This window comes from Peribacillus sp. QJM3NY_7, from assembly GCF_056173225.1.
In genome coordinates, this window is sequence record NZ_CM149663.1 from 1084785 (window position 1) to 1101072 (window position 16288).

14 protein-coding genes and 2 riboswitches are annotated in these 16288 nt (G+C 42.9%); of the genes, 7 read left to right on the top strand and 7 right to left on the bottom strand.

Translation table 11 applies throughout. From position 1 onward, the window contains the following. Positions 1 to 4: 4 nt before the first annotated feature. Positions 5 to 2302 (bottom strand): ribonucleoside-diphosphate reductase subunit alpha, encoded by a 2298-nt coding sequence (locus tag AC0VX1_RS05155; RefSeq protein WP_475470214.1) that lies wholly within the window; start codon positions 2300 to 2302, stop codon positions 5 to 7. 138 nt (positions 2303 to 2440) lie between these two features. Continuing rightward, positions 2441 to 2621: riboswitch (cobalamin riboswitch) on the bottom strand. A gap of 292 nt (positions 2622 to 2913) precedes the next feature. Here AC0VX1_RS05155 and AC0VX1_RS05160 point away from each other — a divergent pair. Further along, complete coding sequence (locus AC0VX1_RS05160) at positions 2914 to 3843, top strand: manganese-dependent inorganic pyrophosphatase (RefSeq protein ID WP_034314865.1); 930 nt, start codon at positions 2914 to 2916, stop codon at positions 3841 to 3843. Positions 3844 to 3941: 98 nt separating this feature from the next. Here the strand turns inward: AC0VX1_RS05160 and AC0VX1_RS05165 are convergent, their stop codons facing one another. The 3 genes from AC0VX1_RS05165 to AC0VX1_RS05175 form a co-directional block, all read right to left on the bottom strand. After that, positions 3942 to 4088 (bottom strand): hypothetical protein, encoded by a 147-nt coding sequence (locus AC0VX1_RS05165; RefSeq protein ID WP_153246080.1) that lies wholly within the window; start codon positions 4086 to 4088, stop codon positions 3942 to 3944. A gap of 85 nt (positions 4089 to 4173) precedes the next feature. Next, positions 4174 to 5631, bottom strand: a complete 1458-nt coding sequence (locus tag AC0VX1_RS05170) for a SulP family inorganic anion transporter (RefSeq protein ID WP_336058925.1) — start codon at positions 5629 to 5631, stop codon at positions 4174 to 4176. A gap of 925 nt (positions 5632 to 6556) precedes the next feature. Next, positions 6557 to 6647, bottom strand: a riboswitch (cyclic di-GMP riboswitch). A 247-nt stretch (positions 6648 to 6894) separates the two neighbouring features. Then, positions 6895 to 8106, bottom strand: a complete 1212-nt coding sequence (locus AC0VX1_RS05175) for an MFS transporter (RefSeq protein WP_034314861.1) — start codon at positions 8104 to 8106, stop codon at positions 6895 to 6897. 200 nt (positions 8107 to 8306) lie between these two features. Between AC0VX1_RS05175 and AC0VX1_RS05180 the strand changes: the two genes are divergently transcribed. Then, on the top strand, positions 8307 to 9614 hold the full coding sequence (locus AC0VX1_RS05180) for a CitMHS family transporter (protein WP_106026683.1): 1308 nt from the start codon (positions 8307 to 8309) through the stop codon (positions 9612 to 9614). A gap of 172 nt (positions 9615 to 9786) precedes the next feature. Further along, the gene (locus AC0VX1_RS05185; protein ID WP_268590674.1) at positions 9787 to 10419 is read left to right on the top strand and encodes a superoxide dismutase family protein; all 633 of its coding nucleotides are present in this window, start codon (positions 9787 to 9789) and stop codon (positions 10417 to 10419) included. A gap of 302 nt (positions 10420 to 10721) precedes the next feature. Here AC0VX1_RS05185 and trhO read toward each other — a convergent pair whose 3' ends face one another. Further along, positions 10722 to 11687 (bottom strand): oxygen-dependent tRNA uridine(34) hydroxylase TrhO, encoded by a 966-nt coding sequence (gene trhO, locus AC0VX1_RS05190; protein ID WP_413022564.1) that lies wholly within the window; start codon positions 11685 to 11687, stop codon positions 10722 to 10724. Between the two features lie 144 nt (positions 11688 to 11831). Between trhO and AC0VX1_RS05195 the strand changes: the two genes are divergently transcribed. From AC0VX1_RS05195 to AC0VX1_RS05205, 3 genes are all read left to right on the top strand, one after another. After that, entirely contained in the window at positions 11832 to 12845 is a 1014-nt protein-coding gene (locus tag AC0VX1_RS05195) for a nitronate monooxygenase (protein WP_475471709.1), read from the top strand. Between the two features lie 17 nt (positions 12846 to 12862). After that, complete coding sequence (locus AC0VX1_RS05200; RefSeq protein WP_413022573.1) at positions 12863 to 13318, top strand: GNAT family N-acetyltransferase; 456 nt, start codon at positions 12863 to 12865, stop codon at positions 13316 to 13318. A 75-nt stretch (positions 13319 to 13393) separates the two neighbouring features. Further along, on the top strand, positions 13394 to 13537 hold the full coding sequence (locus AC0VX1_RS05205) for a hypothetical protein (RefSeq protein ID WP_475470219.1): 144 nt from the start codon (positions 13394 to 13396) through the stop codon (positions 13535 to 13537). 46 nt (positions 13538 to 13583) lie between these two features. On the opposite strand, the gene AC0VX1_RS05210 is transcribed toward AC0VX1_RS05205, so the two are convergent. Further along, positions 13584 to 14162 carry a GNAT family N-acetyltransferase gene (locus tag AC0VX1_RS05210; RefSeq protein ID WP_413022566.1) on the bottom strand — a complete coding sequence of 193 codons (579 nt, stop codon included), beginning with the start codon at positions 14160 to 14162 and terminating at the stop codon, positions 13584 to 13586. 103 nt (positions 14163 to 14265) lie between these two features. Between AC0VX1_RS05210 and pdxR the strand changes: the two genes are divergently transcribed. Next, positions 14266 to 15657 (top strand): MocR-like pyridoxine biosynthesis transcription factor PdxR, encoded by a 1392-nt coding sequence (pdxR, locus tag AC0VX1_RS05215; RefSeq protein ID WP_475470221.1) that lies wholly within the window; start codon positions 14266 to 14268, stop codon positions 15655 to 15657. Between the two features lie 66 nt (positions 15658 to 15723). Here the strand turns inward: pdxR and AC0VX1_RS05220 are convergent, their stop codons facing one another. Next, positions 15724 to 16143, bottom strand: coding sequence for a MarR family winged helix-turn-helix transcriptional regulator (locus AC0VX1_RS05220; protein WP_034314851.1), 420 nt, complete (start codon positions 16141 to 16143; stop codon positions 15724 to 15726). Between the last annotated feature and the right edge of the window lie 145 nt (positions 16144 to 16288).

A 16288-nucleotide genomic window follows, 5' to 3' on the forward strand; every position in this document is an offset into this window, starting at 1 on the left:
GTCGTTAACTAGAACAGCTTTCGCAGGCATTGTCATATTCGGAAGAAGTCGAACGAACATAATACGTTGATTTCAACCCAGATTCCCACGCCGTTAAATGGATATCCAATAGGACCTTCGCTTTGATTGTGTTGTGTACATACAGATTAAAGCTGATTGCTTGGTCAATATGGCGTTGGCGGGCTGCATTTTGCCTGATGCTTTCCAGTTGATCCAAATTGAATCGCGTCTTTTTATAATATTCATACGTATTTGGCGTCAAGCCTGGTGCGGTCACCTTGAATTTGAAGTTTTTCTTTTCTTCGTAAAATTCAATTTCATACAAAGGATCGATTCCATCCGTGGAATTACCGATTTTGGCTGTCGATGAATTGGGGGCAATCGCCATTAAATAGCCATTACGGGTTCCGTGCTCCTGCACGTCTGCTTTTAAATCCAGCCATTTTTGATCTGTATAGTCACGAAGCTCGAAATATTCCCCTGTATGCCAATCCGATCCTTCGAAATATGGGTATGATCCTTTTTCCTTGGCCAACTCGTTGGATGCTTTGATTGTTAAGTAAGCGATCTTTTCGTATAAAGCATCGGCATAGTGAACAGCCTCATCCGATTCCCAATAAATATTCTGAGTGGCAAGTAAATGATGCCATCCAAACGTTCCTAAACCAATTGCCCGGTACCGTTTGTTCGAGATGGATGCTTGTTTGACAGGAAGATTATTCACATCAATGACATTGTCCAGCATACGGATCTGAATGGGAATCAATCTTTCCAGAACATCGCTGCCCACCGCTCGGGGCAAGTTAATGGATGAAAGGTTGCAGACAACGAAATCGCCGCTTTTACGAACCACAACAACATCTCCATCTTCTGTTTCATATTCATCCGTGATCGTCGAAGGGCTTAGGTTTTGGGCAATTTCCGTGCAAAGGTTAGAACAATAAATCATACCTTTATGTTTATTCGGATTCTTCCGATTCACTTCATCGCGGTAGAACATATACGGTACGCCTTCTTCTAATTGAGAAATCATGATGCTTTTCATGATGTCCATCGCATTGATTTTTTCAAAGCTATAGTTTGGAAGCGTGCCATTTTCTGCGGCCTCGACAGCAAGTTCATAATGATTCCTGAAGCTTCCTTCGCCTTTCTTTTCGTCATAAAGATCTTCAAGTGAAAATCCAAGGGTTTGCTTAACGGTATGTGGATCGAAAAGATACCATTCTTTTCTGTCGCGTACAGCCTCCATGAATAAATCCGGTATGCATACACCTGTAAAAATATCATGTGCTTTTAATCGGTCATCCCCGTTTTGAGTCTTCAAATCGAGGAAGCTCATGATATCTTTATGCCAGGCATCCAAGTAAATCGCGATGGCACCTTTACGTTGCCCCAATTGATCGACACTTACAGCTGTCTGGTTGAATAGTCGAATCCAGGGCGTCGTGCCGGAACTGTTTCCAGAGAAACCGCGGATATCGGAACCAAGCGAGCGAACCTTACCGACGTAAAGACCAACACCGCCGCCGAATTTAGATACTTTTGCCGCATCGTAGTTTGATAGGTAAATTCCGTCGATGGAATCTTCAATTGCGTCGATAAAGCAGGAGCTTAACTGTCCATGTGTTTTACCTGCATTGGAGAGTGTAGGAGTCGCAACGGTCATATAAAGGTTGGACATGGCCCAGTATGCTTCTTTTATCAGTTGCAGGCGGTGCTCCGTTTTTTCCATTCGCATGATTTCCATCGCGATGATCATGAAACGTTCTTGCGGCAGTTCGAAGACCTTGTCCTTTTTTGGGCGGGCCAGATAACGGTCATTCAATAAGTAGATGCCTATGTAAGAGAATAATTTATCTTTTTCCGGGTCGATCACCGATCCCAATTCCTCAATTTCCGCTTTTGTATATGAAGATAGCAGTTCTGGTTTATAAATGGGATAACGCTGACCTTCCGATAGCTGGGAGAGTTCTGTGATCAGCTCATAGAACGGGCCATAACTCTTGCCTTCATAACCTCGATTGGCTTGTGCATCCCTATACATTGTATTCAACAGTTCTGCTGCAGCAACGAATGTCCAATCCGGGGCATCGATATCCACGCCTTCAAGAGCGAGCTGAATCAGTTTTTTTGAAGCCTGTTCTTCGGTTGAGTCACTTTTGCGATCAAGCCATTTTGTAAAACGCTTTTTGAACTTTTCCATATCGAGACGGCCTTCGAATTCCTTCGATAACATCTCAAGCTGGATGGATTTCGCTTCTGTGTCATTTTCACTTATGGTAGAGTTATATGTTTGAGTCATTAATAATCCTCCTTGTTAACTTCCGCTAAAATAAAAAAACCGCCCAAAGAATTGAGCGGATCAAACGATAGAATAAAAGAGGCATGAAAAAATAGCCGTTATACTATCGTTTCATCATCTCAATCCCCGAAGAATAAGAAACGTGAAAAATTCAAGGCAGGTCTCCTGACTCATGATCATCCTACTTTGAGTCCTTCCCGTATAGAGAGCTATACAGTGGTTTTCTCATTTCGTCACATTTACAGTTGCGGGGACAGTTCCGGGTTTACACCGGATTCCCTTTTCAGCCATCACTGGCACCTTGGATAATAAAAATTCTATATATAGTTATTGGAATTGTTTATGTAATCAATATCTAGTATTTCTGCTTATATTATCGTAAGCCATATACGATGATAATTCAACTAATATATTTGAAAAAAACCAACCCTTATCTATTGACAAAGTGATGGAAGAGGGTGGGGGAATGAAAGATTTTATGGGGGAATGGATAAATCAAGCGCTGATTTTACGGGATTTTGTGTTAAAATAAAGTGTCTAGTAAAGGTGGCTCTCCGTTATTGCACTGAGGGGATTCGCGGAAAAATATTTATGAAAAAGGGGATAAAATCTTGGAAAAAGTATTAGTTTTTGGACATAAAAACCCGGATACAGACACAATCTGTTCAGCAATCGCTTATGCAGATCTTAAAAAACAGCTAGGTATCAACGCTGAACCAGTTCGTCTGGGTGAAGTGAATGGTGAAACTCAATATGCATTGGACCAATTCAAATTCGATGCTCCCCGTCTTGTGGAAAAAGTTGCAGGGGAAGCTGATGGCGTAATCCTGGTCGATCATAACGAACGCCAGCAAAGCGCTGAAGATATTGACCAAGTCCGTGTGTTGGAAGTTATCGACCATCACCGTATCGCTAACTTTGAAACAAGCGATCCATTATATTACCGTGCGGAACCAGTTGGCTGTACGGCAACCATCTTAAATAAAATTTATAAAGAAAACGGCATTGAAGTCCCTAAAGCAATCGCAGGTCTTATGCTGTCTGCCATCATTTCCGATTCTTTATTGTTCAAATCGCCGACTTGCACAGAGCAGGACGTTGCAGCAGCAATGGAACTCGCTGCCATTGCTGGTGTCGACGCTGAAAAATATGGCTTGGAAATGTTGAAAGCGGGAGCTGACTTAAGCGACAAAACGATTGCCCAGCTCATCACTCTTGATGCCAAGGAATTCTCCATGGGAATGGCTAAGGTGGAAATAGCACAGGTCAATGCCGTTGATCCGAACGAAGTCCTTGCTAAGCAAGCAGAATTGGAAGCAGCGATTGAAGCGGTCATCGCAGTGAAGGAATTGGACTTGTTCCTATTCGTCGTTACGGATATCCTGACTAATGATTCCGTTGCCTTGGCCCTTGGTAAAGCGGCATATGCGGTTGAAAAGGCATATGACGTTTCATTAAACAATAACATCGCCGTCTTGGAAGGCGTTGTATCGCGTAAAAAACAAATCGTTCCGGTCTTAACCGACGTATTCAGCAAATAATTCAGGAAAAGGGTTGCTCATTAAAACTTGGGCAGCCTTTTTTTGTACATTCAAAAAAAGACTCAACCATCCCATTTAGGGTGTTTGAGTCTTTTTTCTTAATTTAAAGATTCCTTTTCTTTTTCATAGGCGATGACAATCAATTCTTTATTGGCTTCCTCGCCAAGTTTGCTTTCAAAGCTTTTCAGTTCATTCAATAAATCCGGTGACAGATTTGCTGCCGTATAATCCTGCTCGGGTGTCATGCTTTTCGCTCCTTTCAAAAGGAAATGATTCATGTTATCTATTTTGTCGGTTTGAAAAGTTTCTATTCAGCAGAATTTTACTTCTTTAAGATATTTTACTTTCTGAGGTGGCGAGTTTTTCAAGCAATGTCGAACTTTCTTCATCGAGTCCTTGGACTTGGACAGGTATTCCCAAGAGCTGATATTTAAGAATAACCGTATCGACAGCACCGACTGCTGAAGCATCCCAGATCTTGGAATGGGAGAAGTCAATGACGATTGCATCGGCTTTTTCCTTGAAGTCGAACTTTGAAACAAAGTCCTGGACAGAAGCGAAAAATATTTGTCCGCTGATACGATAAGTGATTTTCTTAGCCTGGATGTCTGCCGATTTCTCTACTGCCACTTTAGAAATTTTAGCCGAGAAGAAAATCATGCTCAAAAGCACTCCGGCAAATACGCCTTTTGATAAGTCATGTGTATAAAGGACAATGAGGACCGTCACAATCATCACGGCTGCATCCGACTTAGGAGCTCTAGTGAGCCTCTTTAGGGAAGACCAGTCAAATGTCCCGATTGAAACCATGATCATGACTGCGACAAGTGCAGCCATCGGTATTTTGATAAGGACATCATTCAATACCACGATTAATACCATAAGGAATGCGCCCGCTACAAATGTCGAAAGCCGGCCCCTTCCACCAGATTTAATGTTGATACCGGATTGGCCGATCATCGCACATCCTGCCATGCCGCCAAAACATCCGGCGATGATATTCGCAATCCCCTGGCCTTTGGCTTCCTTATTCTTATTACTGTCCGTGTCAGTCATCTCATCGACAATTTGAGCCGTCAATAACGATTCAAGCAGTCCAACAAACGCAAGGGCAATGGAATAAGGGAAAATGATCGCCAAAGTTTCGAAGGTCAAAGGGATGTCTGGAAGCATGAACATCGGAAGCGCTTCGGTCAATTGCCCCATATCTCCAACCGTCCGCACCGTAGCCCCCGTGGTAACTGCAACGATCGTCATGAATATGATGGCGACAAGTGGTGAAGGTATGACTTTCGTGATCAGCGGAAAAAGATAAATGATAGCTAATGAAACGGCTGTCATGACATACATGATCCATGTTTCGCCCACGAAATGGGTGAGCTGTGCCGTGAAAATCAAGATGGCTAAAGAATTCACAAAACCAGTCATGACTGGCTTCGGAATGAACTTCATTAATTTCCCGATTTTTAAAACCCCTAGTAAAATTTGCAGCAAACCAGTCAATATGGTTGCAGCAAGTAAATAGTTCAAGCCATGATCTTTAACAAGGTCGACCATGACGAGTGCCATTGCGCCAGTGGCAGCCGATATCATTCCCGGCCTTCCGCCGACAAATGAGATGACGATGGCAATGCAGAATGAGGCATATAGACCAACCATTGGGTCAACGCCAGCAATGATCGAAAAGGCAATCGCCTCTGGAATCAATGCCAAGGCAACGACAATACCCGAAAGAACATCTCCTCTAACGTTGCCGAACCATTCCTTTTTGTATGCAGATGTATTCAAAGAAACACTCCTTCTTTCTTTTATATATGTGTGTTCATTTCTTTTTTAACGCACTAAATTATAGCATGAGTCCTTTATTCTATCTATATGGATAATATAAACGACAAATCGAGGGCTATTCATTTCTTATCTTACGAAGGAAAATGCTTTAAGAGAGAAAAATATCATGTGAAGGAAGTCAATTATATCGAGGTAGGCGAATGCATACAGGTCAAGCTTGTAATAAAGTCAGTCGAATGGGATTTCCGTTAATGGCTTGGCCATTTTGACGTAAGGGGCCCCTATAGGCTTTTGTGAAATTCCCGCTAAGGGGGAGTGGAGTAAAACGGTAGAGATCTATTTCATAATTAAAAATCAAAAACATGGATTTCCCTTTCCTGCTAGCTTTACGCCACCGATTGGAACCGATTCATGACATTCTACGCTTACTTGATTTATATCTTATCGAGCCCTATAGGGTGACCGTACCTTTACCATTCATATAATGAAAAAAAGATCGTGCTCTAACTGTGTCAATATGTGGGCAGGAAGTAAGAGAGTTTTTTTAACGGAATGATATTTTCCCGTTTTACCATATATGGAAGTGGTGAGGATGAAAAGCCAGCGCTATCAAAGTTTGGGAGTATGAACCGTCCTTGTGTTAAGAGGCTATTCCTCATCAATGATACTGGATTTACATAAAGGACATGTTACTTCTTTATAATGCTTGAACCTGATCTTTCGAAGGTCGCTTCTGGATAACATTGCGAATGCATTATATCTTGTGCCGCATGCACAAGTATTTTTATCTTTAACTATGTGTCTTTCATCCGTAGTAGCTGAATAAATGGTTGGAAAGAACATATATAACCCTCCTTGTTTTAATTTTAGGCAAATTAAAAAGGGGCAAGAAAATTAATTATAAAGTGATCCATTCAAGAAAAATCTCGGCAACCCGGCTGCCGTGACAACTAAGTTGTTGGTTTAGGCCCTTGGCTTTGCGTCTTTTACTTTCATAAAATTTGCCTGAATTAATCTTAACATAAAGTTCGATGTGTTATGAAGTGCTGGAAAAATACTTATCAGTTTGTGGGTGTGTCATAAGGGTTGGTGGATTTTACGGATAGGCATGACTGACCCCTTCAAATCTCTTTTCCTTGATTTCTCTTCTATCATTCCCCATATAAAAAAGCTCCAGAAGTATCGAGCACTGCAGCTGTATGAGCATTAAACATGAGAAAGCCTGCTTCCAGATGGAAGCAGGCTTCCTTGCCAAAAATGTGATTAATGTGATCTGGCCAACTCCGGATTGCGGTGCATCGCGAAATAGAGGACAAGTCCGGCTATGAGGAGTAACGTGCTTGTCGTGATGAAGACGGCAGAGAATCCGTAGAAACCAGCAACCATTCCGCCCATTGCGGGTCCGATGATATTGCCTAAAAAGCGCAGGCTCGTATTGTACCCAAGCACTTCCCCCTGCATTGCGACAGGCGCTTCTTGGCGAATGTAGGCAATCCTTACAGGGATGATGCCGCCTATTGCCATGCCTAGTATGAAACGTACAAAGACAAGCTGCCAAAAATGATTGATGAAGGCACCGGGCAAGTAGACAAGAGCTGTCAGAAAAAGAAGCAGCACAAGTATCTTCACATGTCCATGCCGATCACCTATCTTGCCCCAGTGACGCGCCATCAATAAATTCCCCAGGCCTGCTGCAGAAAAGGCGATTCCTGAATAAAAACCAAGATTGGAAGTTCCATGCAGCTCACCAACGTATAAAGAAAGAATGGGCTGGATGCTGAAGTGGGCAACTTGGACAAGCGTGGAGATGAGCATGACATTCACCAGGATGGGATTCCTTAAGATATGTGAGAGAACCTCTCTGCTTGTATAGCTCGACTTCGTTCCCTCCTGCCGCTCCATTCGGTACTCCTTGGTTGCAAAAACAAGAAGACCAGAGATGAAAATGGTGATGGAGGTGAATTTAAAGGCGGTTGAATAGCCGAGTGTGTCTGCAAGGACGCCGCCAAGCAATGGTCCGAAAAGGGAACCGGTTATATTTCCCGTTTGTAAGGTTCCCAGTACACGTCCGGCAATTTCTTTTGGTGTTTGCGTTGATATGAAGGCCTGGGACATGGAAATGAAGCCAGTGAATATTCCTGTGAACATCCTTAGGACGAATAGCTGCCAAACATTTTCGACGAATCCCATCAGGAAGATGGACAGGCCCATCCCAAAGGCGCAGGCAATCAAGATTTTCTTTCTGCCATACCGGTCACCAATCCGTCCCCAAATGGGTGAAAATAAAAAGGCTGTCACGAAAGTGATTCCAAAAGTCCATCCGGACCAATGCTGGATATATTGAGTCGAATAATCTCCGAATGTACCAATGTATAAGGATATGAATGGGAGAACCATCGTCATGCTCCCGCCTATGAAGAAATTGGCGAACCACATGATGAAAAGGTTCCGTTTAGCTATTTTATGAGCGTTCATTTTACATACAACACTTCTTTCCTCCGAAAAAAACTTCGGGTTCCTAAATAATAGTATACAGAAATTAACTAATTTATTAAACGAATTTGTTTAACAGGTTTTTTAATGAATGGGCAAATGGTATAATGTGAAAATACTGATTTTTCAGAAAAGTCAAATAAACAAAAGGTATACATTTTCCAATTAAAGGAGTTTTAAACATGTTGACGATTTTAGGGTTTTGTATGATTTTAACGTTTCTGGTCTTGGTCATCACGAAGCGGTTATCAGTAGTTGTCGCTTTTATCTTCACGGCAATAGCTTTTGGTCTGATTGGTGGGTTTGCCTCGGAAATGGGAGATATGATGGTTGCGGGTATTTTAAAGGTGACACCGACAGCAGTCATGATCGTTTTTGCTATTCTATATTTTGGTTTAATGATTGACGTTGGTTTATTCGAGCCCATGATCGCTAAAATACTGAGTTTTGTAAAAGGAGATCCGCTAAAGGTTGTCATGGCAACCGCCATTATAACCATATTGGTAGGTTTGGACGGAGACGGTTCTTCTACATTCATGATCACTGTTTCGGCCATGCTGCCGCTTTATATCAAATTAGGGATGAACAGGCTCGTATTGGCCTGTGTCGTTGGTTTGGCCGCTGGCGTCATGAACATGATTCCATGGGGCGGTCCTTTGGTCAGGGCGGCCGCGAGCCTTCAGGTTGAAGTATCGGAGTTATTCATTCCTCTTATTCCGGTCATGGTTTGCGGTCTTTTATGGACGCTTTTTTCGGCATATGTACTTGGCAAAAAGGAAAGGGAGAGATTGGGAGTCGGCTCCTTGGAGACGAACATCCAACCTGGTATGGGCGAACAGGCTGCAGCTGTTGAATCCGCACCACAAGGAACATCCAGGCTTTTTTGGTTTAATTGGTTCTTGACGATTTTACTGATGGTATTACTGGTGATGGAAGTGCTGCCGATCCAAATCTTATTTGCCTCAGCTTTTGCGATTGCACTATTCGTTAACTTTCCGAACCCAAAAGAACAGCAGGAAAGGATTTTAAGTCATGCCAATAGTTTCGTGATGATTTGTACACTCATTTTCGCAGCTGGGATTTTTACGGGTGTATTCACGGAAACAAAGATGATGGACTCGATGGCTGCTTCAATCGTAACTGTCATTCCGGAGTGGCTCGGGGCACATTTGCCACTGGTGGTAGCGCTGACGAGCATACCGATGGGGTTCATTTTTTCACCTGATGCCTATTATTTTGGCATTCTGCCAATCATAAGTGAAACGGCATCGAACTTCGGCATTGCCCCTGTAGAAATCGGAAGGGCGGCATTATTAGGTCATTCGACCGCAGGGTTCCCCTTATCGCCATTGGTGCCTGCAACATTCATATTGATTGGCCTTGTAGGCGTGGATTTTGGGGATCATCAAAAATTCCTGTTTAAATGGGCGTTTGGGACAACCATCATCATGACGATCGCAGCCATTACTTTCGGGGTCATCACTTTGTAAAAATGTGAGCCCATTAAGCTATAGTGTAATATCCTTGTCTGTGAATTTAGTAAGGTGTTCACTCTCATTGGTGTAATCTATTTTCCTATTTATGCCGCTATCTGTTTATTCTTCCATAATAGTGGAAAGTAATAAGAGGAAGATACATATAAGAGAGTGGAGGGAAGTTATCATGAACTATAAACAAAAGCTTATACTGCCTATGTGTGCTGCCTTTTTACTGTATGGATGCAATTCAGCGGATGATTCAAATCAGGCTGATAATAATGCCGAGGACATGACTACAGTGGGACAAGGAACGGATACAGAGGTTGATCCGCAGGTGAAAGCGGAAGTTAAAGATGTAGAAGGTAAAACACTTGGAACGGTGAACTTTACCGCTGAAGAGAATTCTGTAGTGATCGAGACCGCTTTGGAAGGTCTTGAGCCAGGCTACCATGGATTCCATGTTCACGAGAACGCAGCATGTGAGCCGGATGCCAAGGATGGCCCTTTCACTACAGCGGGAGGACACTTCAACCCAACTGATGAAACGCATTCTAAACACGCAGGTGATATGCCCCCTTTATATGTAAAAGAAGATGGGACAGCAAAATATACGGCAACATTGGATAACATGACAATAGACCAACTGAAGAAAGAAGAGCTGGCTGTAATCGTTCATGCTAACCCAGACAACTTTGCCAATATTCCTGACCGCTATGAAGCCAATGGAGAAAAAGGACCGGATGCAGATACTTTGAAAACTGGTGATGCAGGCGATAGACAAGCTTGCGGGATTGTTGTAAGTGCAGATGCAAAATAACATGAATGAAGAGCGATTCCCCTAAAAAGGAATCGCTCTTTTCATGCAGGTAAGACTGATGACCGCTAAAATCTAAAAGCGGAAACCATTCTTTTTACGTATTAAGAAGGTTTTTTCTATTGTAATATAGAAGTAAGAATGGAAGTAATATTGCAGTAAAAGCAGATGGCATTAAAGATCGAAGTTAATTCTTACAGTGGAATGAAATCCAAGGCATAAGTTTAATATAGAAAAATAAGATTTGGTTTAATCGATAAAAAACCCGAACAGGGATCATGTCCACTGATTCGGGTTTGCTAAAATCATTTTGCCATAATGGAATCTTCGATTAGCTGTAATCTCTCAGCCACTTCTTCTTCAGAAAGGTTATGCTCGACTACATAGCGATTACGCGGATGCACTCGGCATTCATGGGTACAGCTGCGCATATGTTTGTGTTCATTCTCTTCGCTGCAAAGGATTTTCTTGTTGCATTCAGGATTAGCGCAATTGACATAGCGTTCACAAGGTTCGCCGGAATAAATATCGCGTCCGACAATGACATGTTCCTTTTGATTGATAGGTACGGCAATCCTTTCATCGAAAACATACATTTGGCCATCCCATAGCTCACCTTGGACTTCGGGATCCTTCCCGTATGTTGCGATGCCGCCGTGCAGCTGGCTTACATCTTCAAAGCCTTCTTCGACAAGCCAGCCGGAGAATTTCTCACAGCGGATACCGCCAGTGCAATACGTTAGGATTTTTTTTCCTTCGAACATTTCTTTATTTTCCCGTACCCATTCCGGAAGTTCACGGAAATTCGTGATTTCTGGCTTGATTGCACCCCTGAAATGTCCTAAATCAAATTCATAGTCATTTCTGGCATCAAGGACGATGGTGTTTTCATCTTGCATTTGCTCGAAGAATTCCTTCGGGCTCAAGTATTTGCCTGTCGTCTGGTTCGGGTTGATGTCGTCTTCCAAGCGAAGCGTTACAAGTTCATGGCGTGGACGAACATGCATTTTTTTGAAAGCATGGCCTTCAGCTTCATCTATTTTAAACACGATATCGGCAAAGCGGGGATCGCTTTTCATCATGTCCATATATTTGTCGGTTTGTTCAATCGTACCTGAAACCGTTCCGTTGATACCTTCTGAAGCCACTAAGATACGGCCTTTCAATTCAAGGGCTTTACATGCCGCAAGATGTTCGGCTGCGAATACTTCGTGATTCTCGATAGGTACATACAAATAATAAAGTAATACTCTATATGGTTTTGTTTCCATTTTTTAGTTACCACCTATGTTTTATATTTGCAAGATATAAAGGGTGATCATTTAGACACTTTTCTCTTACAGATAATCATTATACCAAGAAAACGTAAAAATGATAAGGGCATGAAGAAAAATCAAGAGGAGTTGTATCGAATGTTGAAAGAGTTAATGAGATATCCAATCATTCAGGCACCGATGGCAGGAGGAGCTTCCACTCCAAAGCTTGCGGCTTCTGTATCCAATGCAGGAGGATTGGGCTTTCTCGCAGCTGGCTATAAGACTGCGGAAGAGATGATGGACGAGATAGGGCAGACCCGTCAGTTGACTGAACGCCCTTTTGGCGTGAATGTATTTGTGCCAGGCAACGAGCCGGCGGATGAAAATATATTATCTGGCTATCGTGAAAAGATCGAAAAAGAGGCCGAGAGCGTTGGGGCTGAGATTGGAAAAGCCGATAGTGATGACGATGATTGGGGAAATAAACTAGTTGTATTGAAGGAGACTGGGGTCGCGGTCGTCAGTTTTACGTTTGGATGTCCAACGGAAGATGTAATAAGGGAGCTCCAAGATGTCGGTTCCCTTATAGCAGTGACAGTAACCAACCTTCAGGAAGCAAAAAAGGCGGCGGGAGCAGGCGCGGACGTTCTATGTGTGCAGGGGTTTGAAGCAGGGGGGCACCGGGCCAGTTTTGATGACCGCACAGAAGATGATTACGGCCTTTTAGTATTGATTCGGATGATAGGGGCTGAGCTGGACTTACCGATCATTGCCGCGGGCGGACTGATGCATGGAAAGGATATCGCAGCCGTGCTCGAAGCGGGAGCAACAGCGGCGCAATTGGGTACCGCTTTCCTTCGCTGTCCCGAAAGCGGGGCAAGTCCGGTCCATAAGGCGGCGCTGGGAAATCCCCGATTTACTAAGACTGCTGTTACCCGAGCCTTCAGCGGCCGGAGGGCACGCGGGTTGGTGAATCACTTTTTAACGGAATATGATAGCGTTGCACCGGTCGGCTATCCTTATGTCCATCACATGACCAAACAAATGCGAAAAGCAGCCGGACAAAAGAACAATCCTGAATTGATGGCTTTGTGGGCAGGACAGGGTTATAAGTTGAGCAGGGAACTTCCTGCATCGGAATTGGTTGAACTGCTTGTGGATGAATTAAACTGAGGAGGGTTTGGATGCTGATGGAGATAAGGGAATTATTCTTGGATGAGCCACCCCCGATGCATTTATTGCTTTTGGCAGATCCTTCAAGGGAATTGGTCGAGGAATATTTGGGAAGCGGAACGTGCTTTGTTGCCATGGGTGATAACCGGATGATCGGCGTTTGTGTTTTACTGCAAAAAGGCCCGGAACTGATAGAGATAATGAACATCGCGGTCGATGAACAGTACCATGGAAGAGGAATCGGCAGGCAATTGATTGAACATGCGATAGGCCATGCAAGGGAACAGGGATATAAAATGATTGAAATCGGAACGGGGAATTCGGGGATAGGGCAGCTTGCCCTTTACCAAAAATGCGGTTTTAGAATGACTGGGGTCGATCGGGATTTTTTTACTAGAAACTATTCCGAGGCCATTTATGAAAATGGGATTCAGTGCCAGGATATGATCCGCTTGTCACAAAGCTTGGACTAAGCGGGGATCATCCAAGTCTGACGGAAAAGCTTTACAGACAAAAGTGTGCGTCGCATTGCTTAGGGGGTAATGAACTTGTTCTTTGGTGATATGATTTATCTTCTTTTTGCTTTACTAATGCCATTTTTATTTGCGATTGGTATTTTCAAATTCATTCGATCAACGAAAAGGCAAAAGGATTCTTTAACGGAAATTCGTAAAGACTCACATAAAAAATAGCAGCAAGAGAAAAGAGTGCAAAACAACGGCACTCTTTTTCTCATATTCACCTTTCTAAAAAAGCTTCCAAATTCCTTTTCACCCTGGGCCATTCATGCTCGAGAATACTATAGACCACCGTATTCCTAATCCTCCCATCTTGCAGCTTTTTCTCCATCCTCAAAATCCCTTCTTCAAGGGCGCCGAGCCTGGTTATTGCGGCACGTGATCTTTTGTTGCATTCGTCCGTCCTGAATTCAACCCGTTTCATTTGCCACTTTTCAAAAGCATGCTGCAATAACAAGTACTTACATTCGGTGTTAATGGCTGTTCGCCATTTGTCGGGATGATACCAAGTCGCGCCGATTTCCAGCGATTGATTATGAAAGTGAATATTCCTTAAGCTCGTGCTGCCAACTACCGAATCATCTGTCCGATCGATAACGACAAATGGATGATGAAGTTCCTGTTCCCTTGCTCGAATGCCTTCCTTTACATAGGAGATCGCCTCTTCATATGACAAAATCTTTGTTGCACTCCATTTCCATATTTCAGATGGCAGGGAAGCGGCGTAAAGCGGTTCGATATGATGTTCCATCATCGGGGTGAGTATCACGTGTTTACCGTATAATTTGAAATGCTCCATAGCTTCCTCCTCTTGATTGATATCTTCATTATAAAAATATTCTGGTTCTGCAATAAGGACCAATGCTGATATAATTTATGGAACCAGTTTGAAGGAGGACCAAATGTTTGAAATCACTCTAACCCTAGATAAAACGAACAAAGAATCTTTATATGTGCAATTGTATAAATACTTTATAAAGGAAATCCAGAATGGACAAATAAAGGCCGGAATGAAGCTGCCTTCTAAACGAAAACTGGCCTTGCATTTAGGGATAGGCCTGAATACAGTTGATACGGCTTATCAGCAGTTGATAGCAGAAGGATATGTGGAAAGTCAAGTAAGGAAAGGTTATTACGTAGCCGATTTAGAACCGATTTCAGCCTTGAATGAGCCGTTGCCTGTAACAGAAGGGATAATGGACCCTCTGAATGAAAGAAATGAGATAGATTACAATCATGGCCGGGTGGACGTGGATTCTTTCCCGCATGCCATATGGAAAAAATGCTTGAACAATACGTTGTATCTACAGGAAAGGGAAATGTTCATGAGCGGTGATCCACAAGGTGAATGGGGGCTTAGGGCTGAGATTTCATCCTATCTATTCCAATCAAGAGGAGTTCGCTGCGGGGCTGATCAAATCATCATTGGGGCAGGTACCCAGTATTTCATCCATCTTCTGCGGTTACTACTTGGAAATGAGCGGGTATTTGGGTTAGAAGATCCTGGCTTTCATCGGGTAAGGGAGGTACTGAGGCTGGAGGGGGCGGTTACGGAATTCATACCTTTGGATGAAAGTGGAATAAGTGTGGACTCCTTGAAAGAGAGTACAGCGGATGTAGCCTATGTCACACCTTCCCATCAATTTCCTTCCGGTATGATCATGCCGATAACTAGACGGGTGGAATTATTGAATTGGGCGGTGGAAAAAAAAGGTTATATTATTGAGGATGATTATGACGGGGAATTCCGACATGCAGGCAAACCGATTCCGTCGTTGCAGGGGTTGGACACAAATGGAAGGGTCGTCTACCTAGGCACGTTTTCAAAGTCGTTCATCCCATCGATCAGGGTGGGATTTATGGTGTTACCCATGGAGTTGTCTTGCCGATTTCAGCAGAAGTTAATCGGATATAAACAGACCGTTTCCAGGCTGATTCAGGAAACGCTCTGTCTTTTTATGAAAAATGGACATTGGGAACGCCATCTGAATAAAATGCGAACGATTTATCGTAAAAAGAATAAGGTGCTGCTGAACGCAATGGAAGCGAGCTTCCATGATCGTGTAGCCATAATCGGTGAAAAGTCAGGATTGCACGTTCTTTTAAACGTAAAAAACGGCAGCAGTGAGGCAGAGCTCATCCAAAGGGCTGCCAGTGTGGGGGTTAAAGTCCACCCAACATCGGTTTATCATTCAAAGAAAGTGAAAGATCCGACTATTTTGATTGGGTACGGTGGTTTAACCGAAAGGGAAATCGAAGCTGGAATCCGGCTTTTAAAAAAGGCATGGCTATAGTTTGGTGGGAAAGTAAGGAAATTCCTTGCTTCACACTTATTCTAAAAATGATACAAGCTACCCATTTTAGTTTCTTATATTATTGAGGATTTTAAGAACCGTCTGGAAAAATACTTCCTGTTCTTCTTCAGTGATGCCTTCCAAGGCCTTTCCTTCGATTTTTTCTGCAATCTTAAGACATTTTGTATGTACCTCTTTGCCCCGGGGGGTCAGTTCGATTCGTTTTTCCTGTTCATCTTTACCAGGAACTTGTTTAATCATATTATTCTGTTCCATGCTGTTGACCGAACGTGTGATGATCACACTGTCTACATCCAGGTAACTGCAAATATCGGGGATTGTGGAATAGCCACAGTTCTTTAAGTAATTCAGGATTGTCCACTGATTATGGTAAATTTCAAGGGCTGTAATTTGTTCATTCATTTTGCTGACTAATGATCTTGATACTTGTAAATATTGATGAAATAATTGAGTAGGGTTCGTCATATGATTCTCCTTTATAATGGTCGACCAGTCCATTATATTCTTTAATTCTTAAAAGTCTATTGTAAAGAATCATTTATTTCAGTCAATGTTTATTTTTGGAAGCAAAGCGGGGAAGGGTAAAATTCTGGCAATATGAATGAATTGA

Coding starts and splice junctions, on each gene's coding strand:
- AC0VX1_RS05175 (WP_034314861.1), bottom strand. CDS start 8,106: ATGAACGCTCATAAAATAGCTAAACGGAACCTTTTCATCATGTGGTTC.
- AC0VX1_RS05185 (WP_268590674.1), top strand. CDS start 9,787: ATGAACTATAAACAAAAGCTTATACTGCCTATGTGTGCTGCCTTTTTA.
- AC0VX1_RS05220 (WP_034314851.1), bottom strand. CDS start 16,143: ATGACGAACCCTACTCAATTATTTCATCAATATTTACAAGTATCAAGA.
- AC0VX1_RS05155 (WP_475470214.1), bottom strand. CDS start 2,302: ATGACTCAAACATATAACTCTACCATAAGTGAAAATGACACAGAAGCG.
- AC0VX1_RS05165 (WP_153246080.1), bottom strand. CDS start 4,088: ATGACACCCGAGCAGGATTATACGGCAGCAAATCTGTCACCGGATTTA.
- pdxR (WP_475470221.1), top strand. CDS start 14,266: ATGTTTGAAATCACTCTAACCCTAGATAAAACGAACAAAGAATCTTTA.
- AC0VX1_RS05200 (WP_413022573.1), top strand. CDS start 12,863: ATGGAGATAAGGGAATTATTCTTGGATGAGCCACCCCCGATGCATTTA.
- AC0VX1_RS05210 (WP_413022566.1), bottom strand. CDS start 14,162: ATGGAGCATTTCAAATTATACGGTAAACACGTGATACTCACCCCGATG.
- AC0VX1_RS05180 (WP_106026683.1), top strand. CDS start 8,307: ATGTTGACGATTTTAGGGTTTTGTATGATTTTAACGTTTCTGGTCTTG.
- trhO (WP_413022564.1), bottom strand. CDS start 11,687: ATGGAAACAAAACCATATAGAGTATTACTTTATTATTTGTATGTACCT.